General features: G+C 54.5%; 13 protein-coding genes. 5 read left to right on the top strand and 8 right to left on the bottom strand.

The features are described 5' to 3' along the window. Positions 1-29 precede the first annotated feature (29 nt). The 3 genes from BTHE68_RS20320 (at position 30) to BTHE68_RS20330 (ending at position 3,952) form a co-directional block, all read left to right on the top strand. Positions 30-539 (top strand): DUF6471 domain-containing protein, encoded by a 510-nt coding sequence (locus BTHE68_RS20320; protein WP_162068022.1) that lies wholly within the window; start codon positions 30-32, stop codon positions 537-539. A gap of 963 nt (positions 540-1,502) precedes the next feature. After that, positions 1,503-2,318, top strand: a complete 816-nt coding sequence (locus tag BTHE68_RS20325) for a hypothetical protein (protein ID WP_162068023.1) — start codon at positions 1,503-1,505, stop codon at positions 2,316-2,318. A 734-nt stretch (positions 2,319-3,052) separates the two neighbouring features. Further along, positions 3,053-3,952, top strand: coding sequence for a hypothetical protein (locus tag BTHE68_RS20330; RefSeq protein ID WP_162068024.1), 900 nt, complete (start codon positions 3,053-3,055; stop codon positions 3,950-3,952). A 444-nt stretch (positions 3,953-4,396) separates the two neighbouring features. On the opposite strand, the gene BTHE68_RS20335 is transcribed toward BTHE68_RS20330, so the two are convergent. Further along, entirely contained in the window at positions 4,397-5,947 is a 1,551-nt protein-coding gene (locus BTHE68_RS20335) for a hypothetical protein (protein WP_162068025.1), read from the bottom strand. 644 nt (positions 5,948-6,591) lie between these two features. Between BTHE68_RS20335 and BTHE68_RS20340 the strand changes: the two genes are divergently transcribed. Both BTHE68_RS20340 and BTHE68_RS20345 read left to right on the top strand, forming a co-directional pair. Beyond that, a complete protein-coding gene (locus BTHE68_RS20340) occupies positions 6,592-7,683 on the top strand; it encodes a hypothetical protein (RefSeq protein ID WP_162068026.1) in 1,092 nt (363 codons plus the stop codon). Between the two features lie 1,611 nt (positions 7,684-9,294). After that, positions 9,295-9,570 carry a helix-turn-helix domain-containing protein gene (locus BTHE68_RS20345; protein ID WP_162068027.1) on the top strand — a complete coding sequence of 92 codons (276 nt, stop codon included), beginning with the start codon at positions 9,295-9,297 and terminating at the stop codon, positions 9,568-9,570. A gap of 472 nt (positions 9,571-10,042) precedes the next feature. On the opposite strand, the gene BTHE68_RS20350 is transcribed toward BTHE68_RS20345, so the two are convergent. The 7 genes from BTHE68_RS20350 to BTHE68_RS20380 all read right to left on the bottom strand — a co-directional run bounded on the left by BTHE68_RS20350 (position 10,043) and on the right by BTHE68_RS20380 (position 24,261). Then, positions 10,043-11,785, bottom strand: coding sequence for a phospholipase D-like domain-containing protein (locus BTHE68_RS20350; RefSeq protein ID WP_162068028.1), 1,743 nt, complete (start codon positions 11,783-11,785; stop codon positions 10,043-10,045). Between the two features lie 441 nt (positions 11,786-12,226). Then, positions 12,227-13,243, bottom strand: coding sequence for an MBL fold metallo-hydrolase (locus BTHE68_RS20355; protein WP_162068029.1), 1,017 nt, complete (start codon positions 13,241-13,243; stop codon positions 12,227-12,229). Between the two features lie 387 nt (positions 13,244-13,630). Next, complete coding sequence (locus BTHE68_RS20360; protein WP_197919681.1) at positions 13,631-15,100, bottom strand: hypothetical protein; 1,470 nt, start codon at positions 15,098-15,100, stop codon at positions 13,631-13,633. A 50-nt stretch (positions 15,101-15,150) separates the two neighbouring features. After that, complete coding sequence (locus tag BTHE68_RS20365) at positions 15,151-16,086, bottom strand: dienelactone hydrolase family protein (RefSeq protein WP_162068030.1); 936 nt, start codon at positions 16,084-16,086, stop codon at positions 15,151-15,153. Between the two features lie 738 nt (positions 16,087-16,824). After that, positions 16,825-18,375, bottom strand: a complete 1,551-nt coding sequence (locus tag BTHE68_RS20370) for a hypothetical protein (RefSeq protein ID WP_162068031.1) — start codon at positions 18,373-18,375, stop codon at positions 16,825-16,827. 841 nt (positions 18,376-19,216) lie between these two features. Beyond that, positions 19,217-20,746: a hypothetical protein gene (locus BTHE68_RS20375; RefSeq protein WP_162068032.1), complete on the bottom strand. Its 1,530-nt coding sequence runs from the start codon at positions 20,744-20,746 to the stop codon at positions 19,217-19,219. Beyond that, positions 20,743-24,261 (bottom strand): AAA domain-containing protein, encoded by a 3,519-nt coding sequence (locus BTHE68_RS20380; protein WP_162068033.1) that lies wholly within the window; start codon positions 24,259-24,261, stop codon positions 20,743-20,745. The genes BTHE68_RS20375 and BTHE68_RS20380 overlap by 4 nt, the downstream gene beginning before the upstream one ends. Positions 24,262-24,329: the final 68 nt, after the last annotated feature.

The raw sequence follows: 24,329 nt of genomic DNA on the forward strand, positions 1-24,329 counted from the left end.
GATAACGATTCCGCTATGGAAGGAACTTCGTGAACGAAGCTAGCGCTGTGGGCTGGAGCAAGCTCGCATCTCGGGTCATGCGAGCCGTGCTTGCCCGGAAGGACCTCAACTATTCCGATCTAGCGTCGCTAATGAAAGCCACTGGGGCAATCGAGACGGCGCGTTCGGTGGAGGGCAAGATACAGCGCGGCGCAATGCGCTGTTCCTTTTTCCTGCATACGCTCGATGTAATCGGCGCTGAGTGCCCGCCGCAATGGCGAGACCCGCTTCAAGACACGGGCAGTTGGGAAATGCGAGCGGCACTCCTGTTACAGGCGGAGATCAGTAATCGACCCGGCGTGACGTACGGCGAACTCGCGCGCCGCCTACAAACGATCGGTGTAGATGTTTCGCTTCGAGCACTCGAAGAACAAATCACCGACGGAACTTATCCCTTGACGCTTCTGCTCCAGTGCTCCGCTGTGCTGTGGATCGCCGAGATTGAGCGGTTCGTAGATCGAGTCGACCTCCGAGCGGCAAGCAACTCGGCCAAAGAGTGACCTCGTCGACAGTCGTTGCTCGCTCGACCTAAAACTCTGGCTTGCTTTCGACGCAAGTTGAACTATAGTTCACTGCGTGTGGATCCACACGCAACACATTGCTCAGCGCGATTCTTGGCACATCGCGCTTGCTATTCGCGCATGCAGCGAGGACGACTACTTCGCGGGGGACAGCACCGTGCCCATTTGGGGGACTAAGCCGGTCACTGAAGAACCTGAGATAACCCTGATTAAACGGAGAATCTTCCAGACGGATGATGGCTCTCGATATTTTGTCGGTGCAAGGCCTGACTTCCTTGGAGGCAGAGTGAGTTCGGCGATCGTGGAACTGGATTGCGTTTCCCGAACAGGAACCACCGACACAGGACGAAAATACATCCTTGTCGGTGCTCCCGGCTTTGACTGGGACGCTGCATACACGTGGTTCGCGTGGCTGAAACTGAACGAACCTAAATCTGTCCAGGATGTGACGTTCGAACTTTTCGACGAGAACACGACGTGGACATAGTGCGTCTGACGCTGACCGGTAATGCCGCAGATCGTGGTGCTCGCGATGCTACATCCTTGTGATGAGATCATGCGCCGCGTCCAGATGAAATGGACTTGAGAGAATCGCCGGAGGTTCTGGAATGGTTCCTTGACCCCTTCGAAGATAAATGGGTTATCACCATCAATGAGCCGGATTATTGCATTCGCTCGATTCGTAACATGACGCGTGTTTCAGCTTGGAGATTACCCGAAGTCGACTTTCGGACTCAAAAGTCGAGCGCTCTGCTGAAAACTGCGAAGTAGCAAACGCCGACTGACGAATCAGGTGCACGGATGTTCACGCGTTATCAATCGGTGAGCGTGATCGCAAGGGCTACCGACTTGTGAGGCACGTGGCATGGGCGTAACTCAAGACCCGCGCCTTGGATCGTTCCGAGAGCGACCATCAATCGGACGACAGAATGGGGAGAGCCGATGGGGCCGAAGAATGCGTTTGAAAAAATGATTGAGCGGCAAGCTCTCAAATCGAGACGCGTGATGATTCGGTCGGGCGAACTCATTGACGAGCCGGAATTCCGTCGGCGGCTCGGCCGCCGAGCGAAGGCCCTTGCTCGCATGAAGACTTCCGGAAGCGTCTTCCAAATTGAAGTAGAAGACAAACTATATTTTCCTGCCTTGCTAGCAGATACCACGCTACCCTTGACGAAGTTGTACGCGATATGTCGTATCCTCTTCCCAGCTCCGCCGATGTCCCGCTATCACTATCTCGTGTCGCGCCAAGGCAACCTCGGAGGTATCACGCCGATATCGTGTCTCGACGATGATTCCAGGTTTCGCAAGTTGCGCCAGATGGCCAGGGCATTTGCTTCCGAATACAGCAGGACGACAGTGACGGTCTATGCAGGCAAACACACCGTTGAACCTATCGAACAACCGGCCGTCTACCGATCCGTGACGGAGATTGATCCGCGAGTCCGGCTATGGAAACGCTGCAAAGCTGCGATTTGTGTGGGTGGTTTCGAATCCCCAACGCCACCGTATCCGCCGGTGCTAACCGTTTCGACTGCCTTCATCAGCGAAAATTCTGCCGATGGCGTCGAAATGAACGAGGCTCGGCTGAACATCCTGATAAAGGACGGAGTCGCAGGCGTAGTTATCCAGCGAGCCGGCTCGTCTGGAACGGAGCGGCACGAGGTAACGATCCAAGACGTCGAAGACATCAAAGCACTAGCACGAGCAGTGTTCGACACCCTAGCGCGCGCCGAGGCCCGCCCAAGAAGTGCGCCCTAGGCTAGGTGAAGACGGCACCTTGGACCTGTTCCGTCAGAGTCCCGACTAACGTCGAATTGCAGTAGATGTCGAGCAAGGTCATATCTTGACACAGGCCTCAGAACACGGATGCGGACTCGCCGCCGAGTCTTCTCTCCGAAAACAGCTGCATTCCTGCAAGCGTACGGCTATGTCCGATTGGAAGAGCGACAAATTCAAGCCTGACTGCCTCAATGAGATTCAACAGCTTTACTGTGCCGAGCCGGGGAGCGCTCCGGGCCGACCGTCTACTCTCTAGGCAGAAAATAATGTATCGCATGTTGCCCTTTCAACTTCGATTATCAGATGGTGCATCACCATGCGACGCCGGAGAAAGGCCCGTCGAACCGCCGCAGCTCGTCGACGGGTAGCATCGGCAGACGAGCACTCAAGATTGACGCTGAGTCAAACGGACATTTGCGGTCCCTCACGGCATTTGCATCTCCCGCCTCTGGTGGGCTTTCACCATGGCCTGAAACGTTCAGTTCCGTGAATCTACGGTCGAGGGCGCGGCGCGCCCATTGCGGACGACACCCTCAAACAGAGCAAGCTGTGTTTATTACGCGCTAAACTGTCGCCGAGCAACAACGCAATAAATTGTCTTATAAATACAGCGCGTTCCACAATACAAAATCTCCGTCATTCTGGCCTCGAGAGTGAAGTATCCTGTGCGCGTGTCCGACGCCTCTTTCATTCAGCACGAGGGGGAGAACGATATGACTCCAAGTGAAGGACAGGCCGCACCCACCGAGCCGTCGGGCACTATCTTCGGAGATGCGCCTCACGGTTCGGCACTTCGCTTATTATCCTCCGAACCCGCATTCTTTATCCAATTTCGGGTACCCCTGCTCAGTCAGCCCCTTTCGGATCTGCGACGCGAATTTTGGTTTTCGTATGTACCGGGCGCGCAGTTCGACAGCGAAACGCTTGCTTTCCTCGAGTACCAGCTTCGGCGTGATTTTGGAACAAATCTTATACGCCAAGCTCGAGACTGGTGGTCAGGATCACACGACGGCGAGAAAGCGCCCTCCGTCATGTTCGATTTTAAAATCGAGTCCATAGAATACGGCAGTCTCATCCTCGGCTGCTCGATTTTTGGATTAGGAAGCTTACTGAAGTTCGTTGGCAATAATCCCGACATCCTAATCGCATTCCTTGAGATGATGGCGCCTGTTGCTTTCCAAAACACTATTCCATATGCAACAGGGACTCCACTCACGACGCGTGCGTATTTGAATCAGCCTTTAGAAAGGGCTATGGTCAGCGGAGCGGATTTCTCTCCGTCGGCCATGGCCGCATCAGAGCCGCCTGACCCGCAAGGGCCATTGTCTGGGTGGGCAAAGGTTTTCCAACTTAGCACGAGGTTGCCATATTTTCTTCCCCTCATCCTTTCGCTCGTGGTTCTTTTCGTCGCCGCCACGCTCACCAATGGGGAGCTAGACAGAGTCAAAGAGCGTGAGACGGCGCTCGACGCCCGGGAAAAGGAACTGCGTCTGAGCAATGACGCTAGGGTAGTAAAGCTTGAAGGCCTTACTCTCGACCTTGTGAAACAGCTGCGGGCTGGAAAGGCGGATGCCGCTTCATCTGCTTCCGAAACTGCTGCAAAAACGCCTTAAGCCACTATGGCCCTACAAGCCTGCAACGTCTTTTTACGTCGCCTAAACTTAATCAACTTTGTGCGCGATGCCTGTTTCCATCGTAGATAGAGGCGGCTTCCACGCTGTCGCATCTGTACCCGCGTTGTGGGCTCGAAAGCCCGCCTCGGCGTTGACGGCTCATGTGAGCAGGCAGCGAAACCCTCAGGAATACCCCGGTGCCGCAACTAAACGGCAACGACAATGATGCCGCGCTGCCCTAAACTCGGCAGGCATGGCGGACTGCCCCTTTGCTGTTACAGTTGACCCGGCCATGCCTATCTTCTTGCCTTTTCGCTTATCGTAACGCAGTGTCGCCCGGACGTGCAAAGCTGCTCTCAACGACTGTCCTGAAGCGGAAGAGTTGCATTCAGCACTCACTTCCCTGGTGCTTGCTTGTCAGCCTGGGCGCCTATCCCAAGTGTTTCAAGACTTATCGAAAATCAGGGGTCGAAATTTTTTCGTTTCTGCAAGGACATTCCTTTGGTAGTAGTCACCGACAGCATCGTGCTTCAAAAGATAAGTCTCAATCAGGCGCAGGTCCTTATTGCGGACTCTAGCATTCTCGGCGAAGAAACAGAACGGACGGACGACAAGAACACTTTTACTCTTCATCAAATAAAGAATCGGGATATTTGTTCGAAACCGAGGCATTACTTCCATGAAGATGTTCCATTCGCACCAGAACTTTTTGTTGATTGCAATCACGCTGGTCCGACTTCCGTCCGAACGCTCGACGATATGCACGTCAACGCCGCCTCCTTCGCGTGTACTGGCAAGCTCTGCCGCGTCCAGATGCGACTGGCTCTCCATGTCGACTAGCAAGCAGTAGGCTTCGTTCGTTGCAGCGCGAATATTGGCGGGCAGGCTGCTGGTCTTTACAATACGACACGTCGAGCCATTAGCCATCCACCCCAGGCTGTCGTCGCTTCGCGACATGGTTTCAGTTTCAAAGACACTCAGTCGCGAACGCGAGGTGCTGGCACCGGCGGACCTTCGTGACAACATTTCGACAACGAGTGCTGTGCGACGTATGACGTCAGCCTCAGATTGTCCGGTCGATTCGGCCCGCACTACGTGCTCGACCATCTGGCTGACGTCCGCTTCCGAACCACGTGTCTCTGACAAATGTCGCCTCAATGGTGCACTGAGCACATCCCAAAGATGCTCGACCTGACGCATCGACTCAAGAAAATGCCCAACTGAATCGAGTAGGTCAGAAGCTCTGCCCTGCCCCACGAGCTCAGCGGCGACACCCGGCATGTCTTCTTCGACCCAGGCAACAACCGCCTCGGCATAGGCGCAGGTCCAATAGTCGGGGTATCGTCCGTTGTCGCCGGCGACGAGAAGTTGCTTTGCGTAATGTTCCGCGAGATTTACCGGGTCGGTTTCGTCGCCAGCGTTTGCAGAGTCGGTGTTCATCCCCACCTGAACAGTGTCACCAACCATCCACGGCACGAGCTCAGATGGCTTCGCAATTCCGTTCTCCGGTGCATCGGCTCCCGCCAGTTCGGCCTCCGCCTGCCGGGATGTTTCACGCCGGTGGCGAGCACTATCCACAACTTGGGCGAAGAACGCCGCTGTGTCGGGGTCACCGACCTGCAGCGTGCTTTGAATCGCTTCCGCGATGTGCTCGAGTTCGACGTGGCCCCAGTCCTCAAGTTCGCAGCACATCTCGGCCTCTGCTTCCCAGTGCTGTTCTCGTTGAATTAGTCCTGCCCGAATCCGTACGTCGTGGTAAAGAGTCAAGAGCTTCTCAAATCGAGACAACCGAGCTTCAGTGCGCAGATTGTCGAGCATCTCGGGCTGCTGCTTTTCAAGCATCCAGATAAGAACCTCGGGGACGGCGGGAACGATTCCGAATTGCAAACTGGCGTCCATGTCTTGAAGGAGCTCGACCACATAAAGAAATGCTTGTTCGAAGGGGGCATGAAAGCTCGGAGCCCTCTCGACGGAGATGCCTTTCACGATTTGCATGATTTTTACCTAAGGTGAATGTGATTTGAATAGCCAGCGTTTTTAGCCTTCCGCCTAATGACGAAATCTCCCCCGGCCAGCCGAAGGATCGAAGCGCGTCGCTCGGGAAAAGAATCGGTTCGCGTATGACGCGACAGAAGCTGCTATATGCTTTCCGGACCGACTGGATGGCCCGCCCGAACCTAATTACGCCAGAAGGCGCCGCACGATATTCATGAAAGCGAGCAGCGACGGCACAATCATCGTCCGAGCGAAGACAACTTCCATCTCGGACTCGGCCGGCTCGCTTAAATCCTTTCGACGTGTCTCCATCGACGACATGAAGCGCCATGACCTGTCGACGAGCTAGTTGACGGGTTTCACCTGAGACAACGGCACTCTGCTCGGCGCGGAGACGAAGGCCGTTCGAGTCGTTCCGCAGCGTCAATCACAACGGGAAACGAAACCTCTCTCATTGTCGATCGTGTGTTCGCTAGTACTCGCCCCAGGGAGTGTGAGCAACGCCGTTGCATCGCCAATATGTAGCCCATCGGTCGGCCTGGCTCGGCTCTGGAATGTCTCAGAATCTTGACGCACGAGGTGCATCAAGAACGGTGGATAAAACACACAGCCATACTGTCTGTCACATCACTTATCCATCTACGATGAAATTCGACCGTCCGTTCAGCTACAACTTTCCCCATCTCGAACCCACTGACCCTGACCTTCGCTGTCTGCCTAACAATATGCGGAAAAATTCAGAAGACCCGCTATTACAGCAAGCAATGGACTACGCCGGAAAGTTGATTGACCTGTATGAATGTGGTCCGCATTTTTACGCCAATCTCGACTCGCGTGTGATTGAAAGCTGGTTGGCAGACGACTGTCCCGAACTCATCGATGCTCTCGAGGCTGATGGCTCCTACGTCGAATTCACGCGCAACCTCAAAGCATACTGCTGCCGGTTATCCGCAGCAGGCTGTATCGCCGACTCGTTCCTTGGCGATACCCTTGATTACACTCAGGGAGAATGCATGCATTTCGATTGGGAACGATTCTTCCCGGGGCTGTTGGAGCAAGTTCAAAAAGGAAAGATTAGAAACCGCGAAAGCCTTCCTTCGGTGGTCGCTCTACTCGTTGACCGCTTCGCTGGCGAAGGTCATGCTCGCCACCACGACAACAATAACTATTTCCTTCATTCGTACCTCGGCCTCGATGATTGGGCGTGGTGCGACCTCCCTCAGGTGAAGCAGGCAGACCAGGGAGTCGCCTTTCTACTGCACAGAGAACAGTTTCCACGAAAACTCGGCTGGCGCACGCACGAAAAATATGCCCTTGTCATAAATCCGTTACCAGGTACTAAGGCATCTTCGCTGATTCGAAAACCGTTGGCAGCATCACTCGACCGGCTCAAGACAACCTCCGGCCAAATCGAACTCTGCCTGCGCTTGTCTGGACAAGGATGTGCAATTCCACTGCTAAAGCACGAGAGCACCCTTACGCTCTTTCGAAAATTCTTGCCCGCTATATATGTGCTAGACGGCGACATGTTGCTTGTCGAGTATCAATGGAGTCCCATCGCATTCGGATTTAGAGACCTCGAGCAAGCTCGAGCTGAAATGAGCCAGAATTTCTGGCCGTCTCAGTACCCAAGCGGAGCCCTTGTAACTGACATCTTCCCCATGCCTTTAGGTCCTGGCCCGAAACCAATTCCGCCGCGATATGACGGACCCTGGGAGGACTCCATCCCATTTTAAGTGGGTGTACAGACGGACAAGGCTCCGAATGGACGTAGCTTCGAGATGACGCCGGTCGCTCGAGAAGCAACCGCCAACCACTGAGGACCCGTGCCATCAAACGAAAGCCTTTGCGACCCGAAGACCGAACTGCGGCGACGCGATCACCGAGCGACGTATTTGCTATCGCTGTTTTTTCACGTTGTATCACGGCGAATAATATAACAAATACCTTACATATCTTATCGCAGTGGGCGAATGGCTGAAACAAAGCCTGCACCTCTCGTTCGGCGCGTTGCTACAAATACCTGCAAGTATCTGCTCCAACTGGACAGAATCTGCTCAGAATGAGCAGATACTCCGCCGTCGCGAGCCTCTAGGCCTGACGATCGGTGGATTTGCCGCATAGCTAAAATTCCCAGGATGTTCGCAACAGCGGAGAGCCATGTCGCTTGTCACCACCGACAAATATCGTGTGAAATCGCACGCGATCTACTAAGAAAATCGAGGAATGAGAAATCATTTAAGCGAAACTTACCCAGTCGCCTCACCCGCGATGCAGGCAGCTTTGGTTCGCAAGGACTCGAATCTCGAAAGTCTGATGAGGGCAGCCGGTGCTGACGAGACGCCCGTTTCGTCGAAGGAAAAATTCAGCTCGCTGCAATCCGCTGCTCATTCTCTCCACAAGCAGTCGATGAAAGCGGAATTTCCGGCGTAACGGACCCCGTACTCTCCGGCCCCCAGCCTTGGGGCTCCACGCCTCTACTGATCTCACATGGATGTCCGGCCGGACGTTAAGTGCTGAACCCTCCCGCCGACGCCGAGTGATCGAGTCCCAATTTCCGACGTAAAATTAAAGGGTCAAATGGAGGAGGGTCGATGCGTTGATGCTACTGCTCCTCCAGAGCGCAGTCCGTTAATCCAAATCACGCTGAGCGTGTCTCGAATCGTCAGATAAATCAAAACCTTGTTTGGGTCGAGAAATGGACTATAGTGGGTTTGTTGCGTGTGAAATCACGCACGACTGACGAACTCATAGTGCTGCCGTGTTGCCCGACCGGCTCAAAACATCCGCATGCACCAACGGGTCGCTGATAGGAGGCTGCCGAATTGCCGCTTTGGAAAACTCGCCCAGTCTCCGAAGAGCCCGAAATAGAGTTGCTCAGGTGGAGCGTGTTCGAAACGAACGACGGGCAACGCCACTTCGTCGGCGCAATGTCCGGAAGCCGGGGTCGGGTCAGCTCGGCAGTCGTAGAGCTCGACGTCACATCTCGGCGAGGAGTTACAAAAACAGGGCGCAGGTATGTCCTCGTTGGCGAACCTGGATTTGACCTGAACGCTGCATATACCTGGTGTGCGTGGATGGACATCAATGAGATAGACTCGGAGTCGGTCCGAAACGTCACCTTCGAGCTATTCGGACGAAGTGAATTTAATTGATCAAGATACCGGCCTAGAACGTCCCAACGAAGGGCCGACACAACGACACAACGGACGCGCAGGCAAAGCGATGATCGCTTCCTCTGGATTGGAGGGTTCCATGCTAAGGGGACAACTGCTGATCTCGCTCAACAGTGGTCACGTGTCCGTATTCGACTTGTGACGTATGTTGCGGAACGACGGAGAAGACTTGTGAGTTCTAAAGAACTTAAGAGCGACGAGGTTGCTAAGATGCTTCATGTGTCGCGAAACTTTGTTGAGACTCTCATCGCCGAGGGAAGTCTGGCCGGCACACGAGTGGCGAAAGACGGTCAACATCGAATTCCACTGGACGCGGTGACCGCCTTTAAGAGAGAGATGAAAATGAGGCAAAAGCTGGGTCTCGATAGCATGATTTCGGTCTCCGAGAAGGCTTCTCTGTACGAGAAAGAACTCAAAGATCTGCCCGTACGACGTCGAAAGCGATGATTCTGCAATTGTAGGAACACCATTGCGTTCTAGAGCTCGACACTCGGGAACTGCCGAGTAAATCGCCTCTCACCCTCCATCAGCACGTTCATGGAACATGCAACATTTTCGGCTGACCGCACCATGCCGACGTGCCTGGTCCCGCCTACGTAGGCGCCGCAACGATCCGTTCAACCGAGCGCGCCTGTCTGAGTCCGTCCTAGCGCGCTGTTCAAAAGCGTCGTTGAGAATGCACTCACACCGCCTGCGCGCCACTCGGCGCCTACCCTTGAAGTAAGCGCCGATTAAAACCTGACCCGCCGCAATAAATCCAACACACCTGGATCCAATATCACGTTGCAACTTTCGTGGTTGCGCGCGCTCCTCTATCCCGCCTTTCTCTTGTCCTTCAGTTGATAGCTGAATTCTGCTTCCCGCAATATGTGCCGGTGACGCTTACAAACATCATTTCGCAAAACCCTATACGGTTTTCTCACGAGAACAGCAAGCGGTCGGACTCCTTGCGTCTATCCGTCCAATCTTCCTGCCACCACGGCACCTCCCCGGGGTGGCGAGGTGCCTTACGCAGTACCAGTGGCTTCCCATCAGCCTTTGCATTGTGGCGAGCTACACGCCACTCGTAGTGATCGAAGAGGCGTATCGCTTCGACCATGTAGGCTGTAGCGATCCGCTGGTCCTCAAAGACTAGGAGATTCTCGCCATTGGACTTGTCGGCAGTCGGTGAAAAATTGAACGATCCAGCGTATACGCGCGCATTCGGTGTATTAAAGTCCGTAACAATGAACTTGTGATGGAGGCGGGTACCAGCATTGTTAGAACTGAGGCTGCTCGGCTCGGCTTGGAACGGTAGTGGAGTGTCGTGGCTGACGAGATAATCGGGTTGAACTACGACCATATGACCATTCGCCATCTGCATATCCAGACCACCCAGCTTTCTGTCAGACATCCCGTAGACAAAAACGTCGTTCCTTCCTTCAAGGTTCGTGATGGCATCGCGCAGACTACCCTTGGCCTCATACAGGAAAGCAAGCGCGAATAGCACATTGGACGTCGTATGTCGGGAAACATAGGCAGCAAGTGTGTCGAGTACTTCGCTGTCCGCACCGTGCGGCGAAAAGGTGGCCGCCGCGCTGACATTCGGCAGACCCAAAGGTTTCCAAGGATTCGACGCTGACGGCGACTTTCTGAAGGTGCTCGCGGAAGATCCGCTCCAATACGATTCGAAGGCCTCCTCGAACACCTCCGCCGCCAGTGCGCCCCGTGCGACGATGGCATTGTTTGCCTGCACGTACAGTCCTCGCCAACTAAAATTGGTCGAGCCGCACAGGACCTTAGGTGACCGCCCTCTGACAACTATGGTTTTGTTGTGTTGCAAGTTCCCCATATGTTGCCGCTTCACTTCCGCGCCTGCCGCTTGCAGCCTGGCAGCGGCCTGTGACTCCGGTGAATCTATGCGGTCGTGGCCGCCCGTCGTGCTCTTGCTGTCGTCAATGATGATGCGCAAGCGCGTCCCTAACGCCTCGAATTTCTCCAGTATTTCAGGAACGTTGAAGTCGTACGCGATTGCGTCAACCTTGGCGGTAATATCGTCGACCGCTTCTTCGAGCAATTCCAAAATAGCCTCTCTGGCCTCGAACCCCATCCACGCCAGGGCTCGATTTGCGTCCGGATGCGTAGGCTTGAATGACAGGCCCTGGTCCGGGTCGTCCGGAATTAGCTCGTCAATGGTGTGGTGGTCCTTCAAATATCGCTCGACGAATGCCTGTGACGACACGAAACCACGCGTGAAAGCGACGTTGAGTTCATTCTCGTAGGTGTCGATTCCAAGATCAATCCCAGCCTCTTGCGCCACGCCGTAACTGAGCTTGTCGTCTGGGTCCATCCAAACTGGCACGACTCGATAATCAAAGGTACCGGCATTCTCCGCATGGAAAGGAAAGTGAACCCATCTGAATTTCTGAATAGGCGCCAATTCGGTTGAGACGAAATGGTCGCTCGGCTGGTCATCCTCATATTCAAATCCGAGTCGATTTTTCAGCGCCACATAGTTACTTCTGCCGGGTTCTCGGTAAGAAATAAACCAGCCGACGAAGTTGTTCGGCGGTTCCCCGTTTCGCCAGTTCATGGCAATAAGAACCATGCTTTCACCGCGATGCAGTTTCAAGGTAAAGAGCGCTTGTGGATTGTTTCCTTCAGACACAAAGGGAGTCGACATTGATTGCCTCCGAATCGTTTTCCGGCATTGCCGCTTGACTACCGCAGCCCTCGATGCATCGGCGGGTCAAGGGCCTGCCGCAACGCATTCCCGTCTGCTACGTGGCGTCAGCAAGACTGCAATATTCCAATCGATCCAACGCTGCCCCTGCAAACGCTCCTTCGTCCGGCTGTCGGACCGTATCAGCACAATGATCCGCCGCGCCTCACACACGCAAAATGCGCTTCGTTATTGTCGATTGACCGTGCGATAGTCGCCTCGATCGAGTCACGTCGACCTGATACTGCTTCTTGGCTCACGCTCCGGCTAGGCGCCACTCTCTGTATGGAAATCACCAGCTTAGCTCGCTTCACCACCGGTTTACAGGTCATAGGCCAAGACACGGAACGCGTCAAGCGCTCCCTCAGCGCTTACATCTCTCTACAATCTCAGACCTGTGCGCTAGTCGTAGTCGTCACACGCCTGTGACGGCTCGCGCAGCGGCATCTGCAGCGAATCGTCGTCGAACAGTTTCACTCTCTGGAGCCCCTGCATGACGCCCAGACCGATGCCATCGGCCTGCAGTCGCTGGCGTATGTACCGAAACGTAGTATTTGCGCCAAGCATTGCGGGCAGTTCGCCAGAAAGTGGCTCAAAAAAATCGTCCCAATGCACCGGGATCACGAGCCTTGGCCTCACGCATCCAACAGTGTTGTCATAAAACCGCGTGTGGTAGTCGACGCTACGCGTACCAATCCCGCCGATGGCCAGAAAAACCACGTCGGCGCGCACGTCGTGAAGAGTACCCTCTTCGTAGTTCCCAGATGCAACCACCAAGATGCGATGCGAACCGTGTGTGATGAGGAGGTCGTAGGTTCCGCCTTCCACATAAGCACTTTGACGAAGTGGTTGTCGGATTGGTTCGCGGATCCTTTCCCCGATATTATCGTTCACGAATGGAAGCGGCGGAGAATGCTTTGACGGAATCGGCATTACGTCAAAAGCGCCGACCGGTTCGCTCCGCCATCGAACGAAGTGGCGAAGTTGTTCATCCTTTACTCCACCACCCCTCGCGAGGTTTAGTGTGCTATGCGTACCATAGAGCAACGCCCCAGATTTCAATGCGACATGAGCGACGTCGAGCGCATGATCATAGTGTGAATGCGTAACAAAGATTCCACGAAGGCGATCGGCATGTGCGTCACATAAGATTTTGTCAACTAAACCACTCAGAGTCTGAAGACGTCCGAACGTAACTTGGCCAAGCGACGGTCTCGAGAGGAAAGCATCGACCAGAACCTGACTTACACCGTCATCAAACAGCAATGTCGTGGTGCCCAGCCAAGTCACCGTGATTGTGCCAGGAGGAGGCGTCTCAGTGTATGAGGCAAGGCGCTCCTCGTCGAAGCTTGCGAGCGAAATCGCCTCAACATGCGCAGACGCGAATGTCAGGAGCCACGCGGCCATCAAGATTCGCATTGGTCGTCTCATTCGCCTATCTTCCTGATGAACTGTGAGCTCCACCAGCCGTCTCTTCGCAGTTGACACGAGATAAGATCGCAGACTCGCGGACTATGCCGGGTTCCCGCAGGTTAACGGCACCTTGCGCATACGTGGTTCCGGCGGTGCGTAGTCGGAAATGAGTCTCCACAAGAGCCGACCCATTGGCAAACGGTATATATCACTGTGGGCTCCGCCACCAGAGCCCGGCGAGTTGAACTCCGTAATGCCCGCCGAGGTGTCGATGTACACTACTTTCGAGCTGACAGACTTTTGGGTCGCCTTGAGGCTGCTTGGGCAATCTTTGTCGTTTGCTGCGGCGCAGATTTTGAGAGGAGCTTGCACGTTTGAATCGTCGGTCGCCTTCTAGCATGAAAAGCGCTGCCCGTAGTCGGCGCTCTCCCCGTTGCACGCCGTCCTGAACGAGGCGATCGAACCCGATGCGTCGTACCAGAACGGTCGCGACGTCGCCGCGTCGTGTTCTGACGCCGTGAGCACGACCGTCGTGTCAACCATTCTCGAAAAATCGCGATAGGGTGCTCCTTCGTCGCTTCGCGTCGGCACGAAGCGGTTGATACTTACTGCGCCTTGTAGACCGATTGCGAGGTCGATTGGCGACTTCGGAGGACCAAGGCTCGTCGTACCTGTCTCCAGCATTGGCGAACTGAAAAGGGCACGGGTCGCGGCACGAGCGCCAAAGCTGTGCCCGATAAGGACGGTGCGAAGTTGAATCTGTCCGTCTGGTCTCGCCGTACTCTTTAGTACGCACGGCAACGTTCTATTCAGCAACACGTTCAGCCACGACAAGCCCAGTTCATCAGCGTCTCCCGCCTTGTTCTTGTAGCTCAAAAAGTTTGAGAGCCGATTGCTCCAAAACGACGGCCACGTTACACCGATGACGAGCGGCCGAAACGGTAAAGGCTTGCCAGGACGGCGTATATCCTTCTTGCGTTCGTCCGACAGAGAGATATCCGGTGGGTAGGCCGCTTCGACGATATTGCCCACTATGTCATTAAAATTTCTAATCGCCTCGTCTTGCGACGTGTTCCATCCCATAACTACAACGAGTAGGTGTGTGTATCCGTCGCGCTGGACGTCTTGTGTGAGTTGGTTTTCGAGTGGCTTGAGTGCGGCGAGCCCGTCGCCATATAAGGTGTCGATGGAACGCGCCTGAAAGCTCGCTGCGGATGCTAAGCTATTCTCGCTCGTCTCTGCCACGTTGGTTCCGTTGCCCCCTTTGCTTTTGTCCGTGCAGCGTAGCCATCCTGTCAGTCGGGTCAGCCTCCCGTCTGCCGCGTTCTCCACAACTCCTTTTGCTGTAAACGCGTTGTACACAAAGCATTGGTCCACCATCTGATACGCGCTGTCGTTCGAAGGCGCGTAAACGCGGTAGCGGACGATGTGCGACACGAACATCGCTTTACTATCGCTCTTCTGGAAATGCTTGATGCGGTCCTCGGTGCGACCGCTTAGACCTCGCGGAGGTTCGTCGATAACATATTGCGCGTCTGCATGGAGGAACCCCGCCGCCCCACTCAAGTTCACGCTAGGGCCGCCAATGATCGACTGTGGGCTCTTTTCAAGAGCAACAATATCGCCGGGATAGTGCAGCGCCTCGCCTTTGGGGAAATAGAGGACAGAATGAAACTTCTGCTCATTCGGACCATCAACCTGAAGGTTTTTCTCGGCAGACTGCATAACAGTCGGTGTCGCACCGCATGCCCCAAGCAGCACCAACGCAAAAGGCGCGATCGCACATCGCTTCAATTGAAGGACAGTCGAGGTTCGCACTCCGTTAGCCACAGCCCATGCTCCGCGATGCAGGATGCTCATCATGTGCTCCAACAAGTGGGCGCTGCCTACTGCTGTCGGGTGCAAAATTTACGTTAGGTAGATGGAACAAAAAGATTCTGTTTGAGGAAGCGCACGACTCTCGCCAGTGCTACACGCGTCGAATTCTCAGACTCCTTCCCACCCTCGAACGTCGCAGTGTCGTACTCCTTGGTCAACAGAGCGTGCGGAAAATCACGAGGAGATTCCATCAACCTCGGATTTTCGTACTCATAGAGCTCCGCGTTGTCACCGAACGCTTGCTTGATTCGCCAGTTGCGATCCGGGAAACTGATTTGGTCGTTCTTGAACCGCTGCACGAGAATAGGAACCTTGTCGCGTGCACAGCGTTTCGTCGCCGCGCTGAAATCTGCGTCTGACACATTCACCTGCTGCATCCATTCGCCCGCGCCCCTACGAAAAGCCGCATATTTCAATGGTAACGGGATGGCTGGCTGCGAGATAACGCCGGCCCGTACGCCCGGTTCAATTATCATTGGAATAACAAACGCGCCAGTAAGGCACATTCCAATGACACCAATGCGCGCGTTCGCGCTTTCTTCGCTGATTGAGCGCGCGAGACCACGCAGCCAGTCACACACAGGCGCGGATTGATTTGCTTTAAGGTAGCCGAATTCCCTGCTGATGCACAGTTGACCAAAGTTGACGAATGTATCGGTCCATAGCATCGTGCCGTAGAGGTGCGGTGCGTGGATCCGAAACCCCTCCTTTGACAGTCTGTCAATGAAGTTCACAGTGTGGTCGTCGAAGCCTGGCAATTCGTGCAATACGACGACATCGGGGCCCGCGCCCTTGACATAGACCAAGTGCTCATATGCACCGTCGCTGAATCTATAGCTAGAAAATCCCAAGTTCTGCATTCTTTGATCGGGATAAGCCATTGCGGGCGTCGCCGCTCGCGTCCCTCCGCTCGCTAGAAAGGGAGTTCCAACGGCGATCTTCATAAAGGCCCGTCTTCCCTTGCGCGGCATGGCAGTCTCCTGTGCAGCGGAAATTGTTGTGCTTTGTCGCGTCGAAATGGCTTCGCGCAAGGCGAACCCGATTCAACGCAGCACCCTTGGTGTTGTGAAGAATAGGTGATCCGGTCGATAAACTTAGCTGCGTACTTTTACTGATTGAAAGCTTACCGAACGAACGGCGGTGGCAATCCCACCATAAGACAAATGCTTCGCTCACAAATGCTTCGGCGTCCAAAAGCCGTCCGTTTGCAGCGTTCCTTCGGGAACCGCAAATGGTCGCAATGATCAAAAACGCCTGACTTCGAAAAAGGAGGTCAGCCGAGCCCCGGACACCCGCCGACATTCATACGTGTTCATTTCCGCAAGCAGATCAGGAAAAGCATAGGAACCCGTATGTTTCTCGAGATTGTGCACCTCTGATATAGACTTGACGACATGATCATCGGTCGTTTCAAGGGCCGCGCTCCATGATAATCATCATGCACGGCGCCTCTGGATATCGTCTCGGCGCCTTAGGCGGACAGGCGACCTGCGAGGTCGACCGCATTCGCCAACCCGTTTTCGCCCGCGCATTCAACGTGCTCTGCAGCAGATGAATGGGTACAACTTCCACGAGATAAGGCGGCACCGGTTGTTGTTCGGCTCCGTTTCCGACGGTAGCCGTTGCAAAGCTCAAGACGCACACGAGGTGCATTTTCCAAGCTTTCATGGTCTTCTCGTTACGCATCGCTCAAAGGATGAACCCAAGGTTCATAGCTTCGCATCGACCAAGCAGATCGGCTGCTGGATTTTGAGCTTTCGTGCCTCTTCGCCCGTAAATCCTGAGGCCACGATGTCCGCTTGCAGCACAGAGGTCCAGTAGAGCTGAAGGATGGCCTCGGTCATTCCGGAGCTCCAGATATCGTTGTGGTCCTTCATGAGACTTGAGTCGACCTTCACCATCCAAAGTGGAAATCCATCGATGCGGCTCCCCGGATTCAAAACATTGTCTGGCGACTTGTTTGCACCGGTACCCGAGAATTTGAGCATCATCCCATCACCGATGGACACGTCGTCGCGGTTGAGTGCGGCGAACTGTGCCACCGCCCACTTCTTCGCACGGCAATCGACCCTGTCGGCCAGCGATCTCTTTTTGCTACTTCCCGTTGGGTCGCCGTTCGCTGCCTGAACCAGTTCATGCGTCTCGAACCGCTTTACCCATCCGACCGCGCCTACGTTTTCTATCTTCTCATCGTCTGACTGCGGATTGTCGAACACGGTCGTAACATGGCGAAACGCCTCAAACCAGAATTTGGTTGCTGTATCACCTTTGCTTTGTAACGTGACGATGATTGGTAATTGCGACTGCTTCGAGTCGTCGTTGCCCATCGTAGAAGCTTGCGGAAAAACCGTGCGCCAATGTGCTTCGGTGAACGTCGGGTCGTATCGAACGCCTTCAAAAGCCGGATTGACAAGGACAACAAGATCCCCAAATGAATACGCAAACTGCGCGGTATTGTCGAGCCGCAGGCCGGTCGCAACCTTCCCTACTAAAGACCTGAAATCGATTAACGCACCGAAACTGTGTCCAATCATCAGCATCCGTGCATGGCCGCAACGATTCAGATTACCCGGCATCTGATTGCGGTTATCTATATGGCACGTATTACGCAGATAAAACTCGTGAAGTCGCGAGATCATGCCCTGCACGGCGCCAAGCGATATCGTTTCTGCTGCCTGCTTTCTGTCCCAAACGGAAAGCACGTCTGGGAAAAGCAATGAGTCACCCCGCCAAGCGATTTCGATGCCGATCACGCGTCTCTGCTTGGTCGTATCACCTCGCCTTGCCTTCTCAGCTTCGAGTGTCGCCATGCTCTCCAGGAAGCTTCTGAAACCCACTGTGTACCAACTATCCGGTCGCGATGAACCGTGCCACCCATGCGTGAAGATAATAATGTTGACGGGTGTCGCCGTACAAACTTCATTTGCCTTTAAACTGCCACAGTCGTATGGCTTGAGGACTTCATATACTTGCGCAAGTTGCGAGGTTTTGAGGCATTCGGTTCCATGAGCTGTTACGGAATTCGTATCTTTACCGGGGCTCTTTTCAGTCTGGCACTCTCGTATATCTGCGGCCAGACCGAGATCATCAAATTCAGTGAAAAGGAGATCGTAGTTAGCGTGGTATTCCCGTGGACTGCTCCAGCATGTCCCCAGTTCCTTCGTCGACGAAGCATCGTTACGGTCTCGAATGTACTGGCCGATCTTCTTAAGCGTGGCGTCCCGCTCAGCCCCTTCCTGAATCGTGCTATCCCGTTCCATCCTATCGACTTCTTCGTACAGCCCCACACACTTCCAATTCATGCCATCAAGTGATGCTGGCGCCGTCCTATCATGCAACGGCATGTTCTGCGCGCAACCTGCCATCAAGCACGATATAAGTAATATGAAACAATACCTGCGCCCGAGTTGCGTTGAACTCTCCGTTCGCATGATCGCCTCGCCGGGTTGCTAACTTTGTTTCAGCACACTTTCAACAGATCTGACAAACGCTTTACATTGATAGACGATTCAACCGAACAGTCCGCTGAATTGGCCGAGTAGGCGGGCATCTTGGCGGATGCCGCCGGTTCCACTGATTTTCTTATTGCGCTGATGGAAAGCCCGACTGTTGCGACGACCAACTGACGTTGGCCTCCAAAAGGATTTGTCGGCCCCACGACGAGTGAAGGGATGCGCGAACGGCACTGTCTCCGAACTCCGGGGGCGCAATTTTTGTTCGATCCCCCAGAGGATCGAACCTAACCGCTCCTCAAATCGAGAGTTTCCCAACTCATCCCGCACCCATCGCGAGTAGCAGCTCGACGCGGACATGACTGGCTATTGGCATGGCAACACCGGCAGCCCGCTCCCCCTGCCGGCAGCTATTGGCATCTGAGCCAAGGCCGCCCGCGCCGCCTGACGCCGAAGAATTCCACGGCTCATTCATCGTCAGCAACTTGGCGGAATGCTGACGTTAGCGGCGTCGCGCGGCAGGACTGCAACTGCATGCATCAGCGAACTCACACTGACGGTAAAGATGTAGCGCAGTAGCGGTAGGTTGTTTGGACTTGCCGACAAGTGTCTCCCAACGATGCGGTAGTTGCTCGCTTCTTTGAAACGGTCACTTCGCCAACGCGCGCCTGACTGGCTCGCCAGCCTGGCCGCGACGTCGTTGCTTTTGCATCGCGCGATTGTTCCCGACCGCCGCTCGTAACCTGACCAGAAAATCCTCCGGCCGGAAAGTGAGGAAGCTGTCCCGATAGTGTGAAACCGCCCGTTCGTCCGTAACAAAATATCCCGCAAACTCGCGGGGAGAGGTCGGGCGACGCCGGTTTCCTAGCGGTGGTTCGTTGGAAAAAAGAAGGTGCTTTCCGTCCCATTCAATTTCAAAGACGGAGCGCTGATCATTCTGCAGAAAATGAACCAACAATGTCCCATTACGCGAGAGCTTGTCCAGCGTGGCCAGCGTGGCATCATTATCTCCAAATCGGTCCGATATGCACAGCGTAACCCTGACGCCTTTCATAAGGCACGAGCGAAGGTATCCGAGAATCTCTCCATCAACCTTGATTGCTGACGGATTTGTCGTCGTGATGGTGACCGCAGATTTAGCATCCTTTAACGCTTCGACTAGATAGTGGTCGACTTCGTGACAGCGGACTGGAACCACTGACAAGCGTTCCAATTGAGAACTGACGTCGTCCAATTCCTTCTGGCACTCGGCCTTTTTTGCGTCGAGCGACTCGACGTGCTCTTCGCTCAGACGTTTTTCGAATGTCTGGAGCTTGAAGCGAAGCATACTGCGACGCTTGACGAGTTGGGCGACGTTCTTGCTGCCAGCCTCACCGCACTGCAAGTCCTGTTGGCGCTTCCTCACCGCCTGGACACCGGGCCGCGAACCGATTTTCCGATCAACGCCGATGAGCTTCGGTAGGCCAAGCTTGGCGCAAGTCGCTGTCAACTCGTTGTCAATCGAGCCATTGATGGCCAATCGCAATGACAGATCCCCGTCAGCGTTTGAAAACACCAGAGCTAGACACGGCCTGTACCGCCCAAACGACTTCTGAACACCGGTCACCCGAAGCACATCGAAAGTAGCGGATCCCGATTCGACTCCGCCGGCATTGCCACCACGAAGCTTGTTCATCTCTCCCACCTCAAGGTCATCTGGAGATGGTTGCGCGAACGCGTTCGGAATTGGCGCGATTATCCCGTCCGGGTCTGTGCGCTGCTTCGCGTAGACGAGCGTTCTGTCGAGAATCACCCGCTGAATTGGGTCCCACAGCACCTGCATTCGTCGATCGGCAGGACTAGCCTCGCCGCCCTGTTTCAGCAACTCTTTGCCTCGGCGCATCAACCGGTATTTCCCGAAACCGTCCTTGTCGATGTAGTCGCCGTCGCGCATGCCCGCGAGAAGGCGATCGCCATAGTCGGCGTCTAACCCGAGAAAACCGAGTATGTCACTGCCCTCGCACAACCCGGCCTCGATGGCGCGTAGACAAAATTCCGTCGGAGCGGGAACAGTGCGGCGCTCGAGGCCGATGATGTCCACCATCAATAGCTGGACCGGCAAATACACTGTGAAATAGTCAACCAGCGTATCACCGACGAGCGATTCGAGCCTTCGCGCGATGTCTGCGTGGTCTCTCATAGATTCCTCATCGTACAGAAGTCGGGATTCGCGTAGATGTAGTCGATCACCTCACGGAAAGGATTTTGGCCCTTGATGCTGTGACAAAACTTTGCGTCACCAATGATTACCAGAGCGTCACGTGCTCGAGACAAAGCGACGTTCAATCGCTCTTTCTCTCGCTGAAATCCGATCTTGTCCTCATCGTTCGACCGCGTAACGCTGTAAAGGCATATGTCAGCCTCTCTACCCTGGAATGCGTCCACCGTATTCACTTCGACTGTGAACCCATCATGTTGGCCGATCTGTTGCGAAATTGTGTCACGTAACAGCGCCACCTGTGCCGAATAGGCTGCGATGACAGCCACTTCTATCGGCTCTTTCGCCTTCCGGGTATGGCGAGCAATTGCTTTCAACTGCTCGATAACTTCATGACCTTCCGTACCGTTTTCGTATGTATTTCCGGGCACAGGCGTTTCCGAACGGGCCCAGAGCTTGGATGTAGATAGCCATACAACTGGCGTCGGATATATACGGGCTACAACTTCGTTTCTCTCATCGTCTCCCCTGACATTTTCAAGCTTGTTCTCGTAGAACGCGTGACTTACTAGGTGCCCGATAGTGCTGCACATCCGGCGCTGTTCGAACAACTCCTCGACGTTTTCCTTAGGAAGCTGAGAAAGCAAAACCTGCAGAAGACTTTTTCTTGCGTCGTCGGAAAAGACAGGCTCACCATTCTCGTCCTCGAACGATTCTATGAATGGAGGCAGTTGCTTAGGGTCGCCAACGAGGATCGTACGTCGGCTGCGAGACATCGGGACGAGGGTTTCGGTCGCGGTTGCCTTTGATGCTTCGTCGACGATGCAGAGGTCATACTCATCTTGCTGAAACGCCGGAGTACTTCCCAAACCAATGCACGTTCCAGCGACGATCCGTGCTTCTCGTAGCACTGCTCCGTGGAACGATCGTTCTGACCCCAGTCTGGTCAACCAGTCCAGATGGAGTTTCATCAGCGGCATCAATTCTTTCTTGCTTGCCCCCGTTCCGACCAGTCCATCTAGCAGACCTTCGAGATCTGCGTCCGCAGCATCTTTAAAGACGGCTCCCAAGCCGTTGAGCCTGTCAAGGTTGACAGTCAGTCTGCTTAGACGAGCCTCAAGCGAACCAATGTTGCTTCGTAGATCACTCTCCTCAGTGAGAGTCTGTTCGGTTTGGGTAAGTAGTTCATGCGGGTCCGCAGGCTCACCTGCCGCGAGCTTCTCCAGCCTTTCCCTGTCTATACGAACACTTTTGTCCTTTAGCTTCTGCAGCGTCGATTGCAAATGACGAAGTGCTTTGCGCGTTTCCATGTAGGCACGTCCAAGCAGCTCGGTCTTGATCTCAAACGCGTTGATACTCCTATTCTTCGCGTACATTTCGATGAATTGCTCTGAACGCTCCTCCGCCTTCAGACACCATTCCTTAACTTTTCGCTCGAGTGTCAAGGGTTCTACCGATTTGCTCACCTTATGAGCGTTCTCCGAGCCGAACGAAATAATGCGAACAACCTGGTCGCTCAGTCCTTTGTCGTCGAGTTTCGCGATAATGTGATCGAGCGCAACATGCGTCTGTGATGACAGGAGGATTCGTCGTTCAGGATATCTGGTCAGGTAAGCACTTATTAGCTCGGCAATCAACGTCGTCTTTCCTGTGCCCGGCGGTCCGTTCACAACAAGAAGGCTACTGACTTCCATTGCCTTGTCGAGCACCTGGCGCTTGTCGGCACTGAGGTGCTTCGGAAAGCACATGCCTGCAGGTTCTGGAGGAGCCGCAGTCTCCGGCTCAGAAAGCACACTCCCAATATCAGGACTAACCGCCCTTCCGGCTCTGATATCGTCCAATGCCGCCCGCTGCTTCTGCAAAGATTTCCGCTCAGCCTCGAAATTCGTCTGCAAAATCACGTTAGATGTTCGAATATCCCCTCTCTTGCCAGAGCGGAGAAACAGCCTGACCTGATCAGCTTCGACGTCGACGACCGTCAGAATGACGGGCTTTCCACCCGCAGTCTGCATGACGAGCGAGGGACCGAGTTCCTCACGTTCGAAGTCGCCTTCGATCGTAGCGACCAGGAACTCTCCATCATCGTCAATGCGGCGAGCGAGGAATTCTCTTTGCTTGACTTTGATCTGACGTTCCTTTTCCCGGAGAAATTCGCCCCAGCAATCAAACCATTTGGATCGCCTTTTATCTTCGGCCTGCAGCGCGCGCACGCTGTCGACGACCTCGAGTCGACTCAAGAAAGTCCGCAATGCTTCCCGAGCGGCGCCGTAGTCGCGTATGTTCCCCGCGTGGAATGTCACTCCTGCTACGGTGGGATTTTGCTCTCGAAGCTCGCGCGCCCTGTCGGGCGTATGAATCACGAGATTCTCGACTGAGAGTGAATATTCCGCAATCTTGCACTTTGCTCGAAGAGTCGCACCAAATATCTGGACCGTACCAGCTTGCTCGTCGACGAATGCAGACCAGGCGTTATTCAGGTCTCCGACGATGTAGGCAATTGATTCATTTTCGTCAAGTGCGACATACTCGGCCCTGAGGGTCTGAATGCAGGCGGATGCGATTACGATGGGTACCCCTATTGGCGCCTGCGCCTTGGCGATTGCGGCCGCGTAGTGGGAGTCGAGCTCTGCCATAAGGAGTGATGCAGTCTCGTGTCGCTCGTTTGCAGATTGAGCCAACGCCTTACGCAGGATTTCCTTTGGAGCAGCAAATTCGCGAAGCGCTTCCAGCGCCACCCGCATGTCGTCGGCGCTATAGAATAAGCTGCCCGTAAGACAAGAGATCGCAATTGCAGCCCATGAATACAAATCCCTGCGGTCGGACCGATAACCATCGTCCGATTCCGGCGGGGTGTAAGGAGGCGATCCTGTCTGAAAAAAGGTCAGCCCAAGCTGTGGTTGATTCGTATTCCTTGCGATTCCAAAGTCTGCAATCTTTGGTGCACCAGCCTGATCGAGCAGGATATTTTGAGGCTTGAGATCACGATGGGCCCAGTGTCGCTGATGCGCATAGACCAATGCGCGCAACAGTGGTCTACCCACAATTTCATAGAACTCGCTCCAGTTAGCTGGGCCGTGCTCCTGAATCCAACTTTTAAGGTCACCGCCACCAAGCCACTCAAGCACTAGGAACGGTACGTTGAGAAGACTGCCGCTATCCTGGAGACGAATGATGTTCGCGTGACAGAGATCTGAAAGCGCACGTTCCTCCCTAAGGAACGAAAGTCTGGATAGCTCGCTATCGGCAGCCGTCAGCGGAATTTTGACTGCGTGCTCTCGGGAATCCAGCACACCAGTCGCGTGATATACGACCGCCATCCCACCACTGAATCGTTCACCGCAAATCAGATATTTCTGGTCGAGTACGAAGCCTTCTTCAAAGAATGTATCGGCCTTGGCAACGGCCGCCTGGTCTCCTGCCTCTCCAATCTTCACGTGGTCTTCCTTTCGGAGGTGACATGTCTGGAACGGATACGGGATCGCGTCTACATCGATCATTGCCCACTCGAGCCGTGGCGGAACGAAATCATCGGCCTCAAGCTCAAGCACAGCGACGTATTCGACGC

The organism is Burkholderia sp. THE68, from assembly GCF_009938265.1.
In the GTDB taxonomy this organism is placed as follows: domain Bacteria; phylum Pseudomonadota; class Gammaproteobacteria; order Burkholderiales; family Burkholderiaceae; genus Caballeronia.